We start from the raw sequence: 6,906 nt of genomic DNA, 5'->3' as shown, positions 1-6,906 counted from the left end.
CCGCGTGGGTATTGATCTGTTCGGGCATTAGCATACTCGCGTTCGAAATCATGGTCTACCTGGTCGATTTCAAAGGCAAAAAGACCTGGTTCAACCTGAGATGGCCCGCGGGCACCGCTACTTTGACTTGTTACCTGATCCCTTATTTGCAGGTTGGATTTTTTGATCTTTTCCATTTTCGCTACCCGCATTTTCTTGATTACGGGATCGGGGGATTTCTCCGTTCGTGGGCTGTTGCTTTTATCGTGGTGATCATCGGGGGATTTTTGAAAAAAAAGAAGATCAAACTGAAGGTCTGATAAAAAAGAAACCCCGTCCGCACGCTTATGGACAGGGTCTTTAGATTGGGTAAAGAACGTATATGTTATTAATCTTACCTATAACAGATCGGGTACTTTTACGCCTGGTCGTTGTAAAGGTTATCACGATTTTTCCACAAAATACTTTCCTATCAGTAATGTTACATTAATTTACAATTAACCAACTTTAACCAATAGTCTATAATAATCAGATTATCAATTCCATAAACTTGAGATCTAACCAGCGGCCAAATTTGTAACCTACCTCTTTAAAATGTGCAACCTCAACAAACCCGAATGATCGGTGAAGGTTAAAGCTAACCTGATTGTCAGCATCTATACCGGCTATCATAGCATGTAAGCCCATTTCACGTGCCCGGTCTATCAAAGGCTGTATCAATAACTTGCTTATACCCTTGCCCCGATGGTCTGTATGCACATACACAGAATTCTCGACTGTGAACCGGTAACATGGCCAAACCCGGAAGTGCCCGAAGCTGCTGAAGCCGATCACCTTATCACCGGATTCAGCCACGTAAACAGGGAAACCATTGTTCACCCTATCGGTGTACCAGGCCAGCCGCATTTCATAAGTATGCGGCTGTTCGCTGTAAACAGAGGTTGTATTCAGGATCACATGGTTATATATTTCCAGTATTCCGGCTATATCATGCTCTGTCGCATTGCGGATAATTGTTGTTGGTGACGACATAATGAAATAACTATGAGCACGCAATTTATAGGGTTTAAACCAAATAAAAAAGGCGTCCCAATGAGCCGGAACGCCTTTCAATATTATTGCCCTCCTGATGGCGGGTTGCCCGGAGGGGGGCCTGGATTCGTACCAGGAGGCGGACCACCAGGTCCGCGTCTTCTTTCGGGTATTTTTGCCTCGGGATGCGCTGTCCCATTATGGCATGTATAGCAATTGACACTGCTTTCCATCACCATACCGAGCGAATCTTTTTGAGCTTTAAAAAATTTCTTATTGATCTTAGCCGCCATTTTATACATTTCGCGGGCCATATTTTTTTCAGGCTTTGCGTCGCTGGCGAAATCCATTTTATTGGTTTGCTCGTTACGCGCATGGCAAAAATTACAATGTACGCCCAGCGAGGCGGCCCAAACATCCATGGTGTGATCCAATACCTTATAAGGTATATTTTTGGGGAAAACCTTCAGGTTAACCAATTTGGGTTCTTGTCGCTCCTGCGGCATTGACGCTGCAATGCTCAGGGCCACGGCGCCGAACAAGCCAGCGGCAATAACTATTTTTTTGTTGATCATCATAAGGTATTAAATCAGGTAACTAATATAGTGACTGGAATGACAATTCCATGACTCAAACGAAAAAAAGTGGTTACAACATGTAATTGTACTTAAATTTTTACCAACTTTTCGCTGATAGCCCATAGCTTGTTCCGTGCTTCCGCATTATCCGCTATCACTGAGTTTTTGGCAACTTTGCATTTAATGAAGTATTTGCCGCTATTCTTTTCCAGTTTTGCATGTGTTGCAAGGTAAATTACGGTCTCGGCACCCTTTTCGGGTGTTATCATAAATAGTTTTAATACCCATACAAAAAACCTGGCCACCCCCTTAACACCATCCCAAATATTGGTATTTACTACGCCCGGGTGCAAAGCATAAGATACGATACCCTTATCCTTATATTTTTCCGCGAGCGATTTAGTAAAATAGATATTGTATAATTTACTGATACCATAGGCTTTCATCACTTTATAAGGCGTATGCTCCCACTTAAGGTCGTCAAAATTTGGTTTTGCACGCTGATGCCCTTCTGAACTTACATTGATTATGCGCGCCTGGCCCCGCTCAAGCAAGGGCATTAAACTCATCGTCAACAGGAAATGGCCCAGGTGATTGAGTGCAAACGTCATCTCGAAACCGTCCTTACTCAATTGCTTTTCCTGGAACGCGCTCCCGGCGTTGTTGATCAGGATATTGATGCCGAACAATTTTTCCTTTAATTCTGCCGCAGCTTCGCGTACGCTTTGCAGGTCGGAAACATCGCACCGGATGACATAGATATTCTTATTACCCGTTTGGGTCACTATCTCTTCCCGTACCCTTTCGCCCTTAGGCGTATTGCGAACAAGCATATAGATTGCGTGCCCTTTTTTAGCCAATTCAAGCGCTGTAACTTTTCCTATACCCGATGTTGAACCTGTAATAACCGTTGTTATGGCTGCCATATTACTGCAATTAATTGATGGACAAGATAGAGAGATAAATGTTTTGCAGAACATTTTCCCATCGAAAACCTACTGATTTTTGTGATTTTTCTGCAAAAATCTTGCATGTCTTGCCTTAAAGATTTTTACCCATTTTAACACATCATCATAATCTTCACTAGAAGCAAAAGGCAAGTTATTCTCAATATTGCCTTTGCGAAATTCTAACACCGCCTCTATCGGCACTCCCTTCTTTTTATTTTTATCCGTATATGTAAGTTTAAAATAAATGAAGACTGTGTCATTTAGAAGATACGATGGAAAGGAGTAATCGATTAGTTTACTCTCGCCGGACTTAACTATTAAATTTTTGCTAAAAGTTCTACTATAATTTTCGCCTATCCAAAAGTATTTGTCTGCTATACTCTTGTTGTGATTTACCTCCAAGCAATCTTCTTCGTCTACCAAATTATAAGCCTCGCCTTTTCCATTATTAACTAAACTAATTAAGAAATATAAAGAATCAGAATTTCTATATACATTTCTCCCAACATACATAGGATATTTGGCTGGATATATACTCTTGGATATAATATTAGGCTTGAAGGCTTCAAAATTGTCCTCTCTTTTTTCAACAATGTTAAAATTATTTTGATCCCCCATTATAACAGGGCTGTGGTTGGGGTTCTTCTGATTGACTACCTTTTGTTTATTTGAATTAATACCTATGTGAGGCTCAGTCTTTGAACTCCTTCCAAACCAATTATTAAGGAAGCCAAATATTCCAGCTATGATTGCCGGTATTAAAACAATTAGGTATTTGTGCTTTAATAACCAATATCTATGCTTTACATCTGATTTAGATTTTACCCCTTTTTCAATAGGCTTTGTGTGAGGCTTACGGTTGATATTTTTACTCATAGTTACTAAAGGTAATTATAAGTATGTCTTTTTTACAGGTAGAACTTATTCAAAATCCGAATAATAACTGAACTCAAACCTCCACCTTAAAAATAAAATGTTAAAAAATGTAAAATAATTTGGAGTTCTACGAAATGTTCGTAGATTTACGAAACAATCGTAACAACATGGAGAAATTAACGAAACAGGAAGAAGACGCAATGCAGGCCGCATGGCAATACGGCTCGGGATCAGTAAAAGATTTTCTTGAGCAGATGAGTGAGCCCAAGCCGCCATATACTACGCTGGCGTCGACCGTAAAAAACCTTGAGCGCAAAGGCTTTCTTACCAGCGAAAAGGTTGGGAACGTTTATCGTTACAGTGCGTCTATACAGGAAGAGGAATATAAAAAGAAGTTCATGAATGGCTTTGTAAGCGACTATTTCCAGAACTCATACAAAGACCTGGTCACATTTTTCGCCAATGAAAAGAAGATCAGCGCAAGCGATCTTAAAGAAATCATCAAACTGATCGAAAATCCTAAAAAGTAAACGCCATGCCTGCATTGTTCATATTCCTGTTTAAGGTCAACATAGCCCTGGTGCTTTTTTGCATTGGTTACTATCTTGTATTACGACATCTTACCTTTTATACGATCAACCGGATATACCTGGTAACGGCCATCCTGTTTTCCACCGTTTATCCGTTTATCAATATCAACAACTTTCTGCAACGGCATCAGCAACTGGCCGCCCCGGTACAAAAGGTGATACTGCAATGGAAAACCCCGGCCGAAAACTTCGTCATACCGCTTAACCAGCCCGACTATTGGCAATGGGCCGAAGTTGTCTTTTGGGCAGGCGTCATATTATTTGCGCTGAGGCTCGGAATGCAATTATTTTCGCTATACAAGCTTTATCGTAGGTCGACGCCTGGTCATGTAAATAATTATCCGGTTCGGCTGATAGACGGTGACGTCAGTCCTTTTTCCTTCTGGCGCAGCATATTCGTCAACCCGGCCATGCTGGCGCCTAACGACCTTGCAAAGGTTTTGGAACATGAGCAGGTACATGTAAGTCAATGGCACACCCTCGATATTTTGCTTGCCGAATTGAGCACAGTGTTCTATTGGTTCAATCCGGGGGTATGGCTGATGAAAAAAGCTGTGCGCGAGAATATCGAGTTTATTACCGACCGAAAAATACTTGAAAAAGGTATAGACAGTAAGCAATACCAGTACAGCCTGCTGAACGTGAGCATGGCGGGTACACCAAATACCATAGTTAACAATTTTAATATTTCAACAATTAAAAAACGAATTATCATGATGAACACTAAAAGATCATCCCGAATAAAACTGAGCACCTATATATTGGTAGCGCCTATTGTTGTCGCTTTGCTGCTCATCTTCAGCATATCTAAGGCTGATATTGCCAAAAAAGGATTAGTTAGCATCAAGTCGTCTCTTTCGGCAGCTATTAAAAGCGTAGCCATCAGCGGCGACGACAGGCCGATCAATCACCCAGTGTTACAGAAGGAAAAAATTGCTCCCGTAGTCAGGGTCAAAGTTAAACCGCAAACAAGTATTACCGACACCATTTATGCCGGAAAATCGAAAAACGGCAGAAAGAATATGCTGATAACAAGCGATAAAAGCGTTGACTCGGTTGAACTTGTCGTTAACGGAGCTAAAGCGAGCAGGGAAGAAGTTAAAGCGCTGAACCCGGATAAAGTAAAAAGCCTGGATATGGTACCGGTTGCTGATGCAAGGCAATTTGTCGATTTTATGCTGGATAAACCGGAAGTGCTGTTTATTACTACAGACGACTCTGAAAAAGGAAAATATTTGAAAGAAAGATTGGATAATGCCATGGGTGGGGGCACGCTCGCGCATGCAAGAAATATGGCGTCGGCAACAACAGTTGAAAGTTCTGATGTTGCACCTGCAGCAGCATCTTCTGCTTCGGGTGTGTCAGGCTCGTCTTCAACTTCATCGTCCGACGTGGCACCCGAAGTGACGGTTTACACTAAAAATGTTTCCGGTTCTGAAGCAGCGCCTGTAAAAGTAGAGGGGTATGCCAAATCAGCAGTCAAAAATAAGGTTTACGTAACTAGCTCTGCTAATACAATTGTTACAGCAAACGGAACTTATACGATTGCCCCTAAGGTTGCGGACAAAGTTTATATCACCGGTAAGGACAAAAAATCTACCGGTATAACATACGTGGTCAGAGATGCCACAGGTGAAAGTGGCACTGAACCCCTGATAGTTGTGGATGGCAAGACAGTGCAGAGTATCAAAAAAGTGGACCCGGATGATATCGAATCTATCGTGGTGCTAAAAGACAAACATGCAAAAGATACTTATGGTGAAAAAGGCAAAAATGGCGTTATCGTTATAACCACCAAAAAAGGGAAAAAGTAAGATCAGTTAATAGTTTCTGCCCGTTAAATGGCCGACCTGAAATACGCGTCGGCCATTTTTGTTTGATAACCTATAAAAAATGTAAATTAGAAGTCGGATGGGCTGTACGAATATCCCGTCTCCATGCTTATGGCAAAACCAGTTGCTGTTGAACTTAAATTCGGGCTGATCATCGGGTTAATTGTCATCGCTACAGCGATCATCGGTACGTTTGCCAAATGGAAAGAGTTTTATGAGCTCTTTGTTCCTGGTGGTATTTTTCTCAATTGGCGCTTTGTATTCTTCATTCTACTTTTGGCAGTCATTATTGTCTGGTTTATCATGAACCATTTTTGGCAAAAAGAATTTGATGGGCACGAGCTTACAAAAAAGGACCGCGATAACCTGAGAGACGCATTAAAGATATCTGAAAATGAACGTTTGACTGACGTTATTACCGGCGTGCCCAACAGCCGCAGCCTCGAAAAAGATATTGATGAGTATTTCGCAAATCGTTCCGGAAAGAAAATGCAATTCATTTTCATCGACCTGAAGGATTTTCGAAAAGTTAACAGCAAATTCGGCTTTAATAAAACGAATGATCTTTTACGCACCGTCGCCCAAACCATTTACAAACGCATGCGGCGGAATGAGGACATGTATAAATACTCGGTTGGCGATGTGCTTAACAAGCATGAAAAAGAGAATTTTTATCGCGTATACCCGGGTGGCGACGAATTTGCCTTTGTCATAGAGGGTGACCAGGCAGATGCTATTGGTTTTTCGAACAGGCTTGTGGCCCAATTTGAAGAGATATCCAAAAAAACATTGCAGATATTAGGCGAAAATCTTGATCTTTCGTTCCATTGTGCGATTGTTGAGATTGATCCGCGGGACTCATTCGACGACATCTTCAGGAAAGCAGAGGATTGCTACCGGATATCGAAAGAAGGCGCGGCCAGTTTTACTATCTGCTGGCATCCGAATACAATTGAGAAGGTATTATCACGTGACACCAAAAAGAAATCCGATTACGACAGAGCCAGGAAGCTTTTTGAAGTAATGACTATTGTTGACAAAGAATATGAATAAGATTAACCCCGACCAA

Annotated in this window: 7 protein-coding genes and 1 pseudogene; 4 read left to right on the top strand and 4 right to left on the bottom strand. The window is 41.5% G+C overall.

The features are described 5' to 3' along the window. Positions 1–299 (top strand): annotated as a pseudogene (locus tag VL525_RS10860) (DUF5009 domain-containing protein); the annotation flags it as partial. 208 nt (positions 300–507) lie between these two features. On the opposite strand, the gene VL525_RS10855 reads toward VL525_RS10860, so the two are convergent. From VL525_RS10855 to VL525_RS10840, 4 genes are all read right to left on the bottom strand, one after another. Then, positions 508–1,011, bottom strand: coding sequence for a GNAT family N-acetyltransferase (locus tag VL525_RS10855; protein WP_325386319.1), 504 nt, complete (start codon positions 1,009–1,011; stop codon positions 508–510). Between the two features lie 83 nt (positions 1,012–1,094). Next, positions 1,095–1,589 (bottom strand): c-type cytochrome, encoded by a 495-nt coding sequence (locus VL525_RS10850; RefSeq protein WP_325386317.1) that lies wholly within the window; start codon positions 1,587–1,589, stop codon positions 1,095–1,097. Between the two features lie 89 nt (positions 1,590–1,678). Continuing rightward, positions 1,679–2,515, bottom strand: coding sequence for an SDR family oxidoreductase (locus VL525_RS10845; protein ID WP_325386315.1), 837 nt, complete (start codon positions 2,513–2,515; stop codon positions 1,679–1,681). Between the two features lie 69 nt (positions 2,516–2,584). After that, a complete protein-coding gene (locus VL525_RS10840; RefSeq protein ID WP_325386313.1) occupies positions 2,585–3,415 on the bottom strand; it encodes a hypothetical protein in 831 nt (276 codons plus the stop codon). A 167-nt stretch (positions 3,416–3,582) separates the two neighbouring features. Here VL525_RS10840 and VL525_RS10835 point away from each other — a divergent pair, with 167 nt between their 5' ends. From VL525_RS10835 to VL525_RS10825, 3 genes are all read left to right on the top strand, one after another. After that, positions 3,583–3,945, top strand: a complete 363-nt coding sequence (locus VL525_RS10835) for a BlaI/MecI/CopY family transcriptional regulator (RefSeq protein ID WP_325386311.1) — start codon at positions 3,583–3,585, stop codon at positions 3,943–3,945. 5 nt (positions 3,946–3,950) lie between these two features. After that, entirely contained in the window at positions 3,951–5,819 is a 1,869-nt protein-coding gene (locus tag VL525_RS10830; RefSeq protein WP_325386309.1) for a M56 family metallopeptidase, read from the top strand. Positions 5,820–5,948: 129 nt separating this feature from the next. Further along, positions 5,949–6,890: a GGDEF domain-containing protein gene (locus VL525_RS10825; RefSeq protein WP_325386307.1), complete on the top strand. Its 942-nt coding sequence runs from the start codon at positions 5,949–5,951 to the stop codon at positions 6,888–6,890. The last annotated feature ends 16 nt before the right edge of the window (positions 6,891–6,906 follow it).

It is taken from the genome of Mucilaginibacter sp., from assembly GCF_035492695.1.
Taxonomy (GTDB): domain Bacteria; phylum Bacteroidota; class Bacteroidia; order Sphingobacteriales; family Sphingobacteriaceae; genus Mucilaginibacter.
Note: the sequence above shows the minus strand (reverse complement) of the source record. Positions and strands in the feature narration are given on the sequence as shown.

What these genes read in the sequence shown, in the direction of transcription:
- VL525_RS10840 (WP_325386313.1), bottom strand. Translation starts at nt 3,415, where the DNA reads ATGAGTAAAAATATCAACCGTAAGCCTCACACAAAGCCTATTGAAAAA.
- VL525_RS10845 (WP_325386315.1), bottom strand. Translation starts at nt 2,515, where the DNA reads ATGGCAGCCATAACAACGGTTATTACAGGTTCAACATCGGGTATAGGA.
- VL525_RS10850 (WP_325386317.1), bottom strand. Translation starts at nt 1,589, where the DNA reads ATGATGATCAACAAAAAAATAGTTATTGCCGCTGGCTTGTTCGGCGCC.
- VL525_RS10825 (WP_325386307.1), top strand. Translation starts at nt 5,949, where the DNA reads ATGGCAAAACCAGTTGCTGTTGAACTTAAATTCGGGCTGATCATCGGG.
- VL525_RS10855 (WP_325386319.1), bottom strand. Translation starts at nt 1,011, where the DNA reads ATGTCGTCACCAACAACAATTATCCGCAATGCGACAGAGCATGATATA.
- VL525_RS10835 (WP_325386311.1), top strand. Translation starts at nt 3,583, where the DNA reads ATGGAGAAATTAACGAAACAGGAAGAAGACGCAATGCAGGCCGCATGG.
- VL525_RS10830 (WP_325386309.1), top strand. Translation starts at nt 3,951, where the DNA reads ATGCCTGCATTGTTCATATTCCTGTTTAAGGTCAACATAGCCCTGGTG.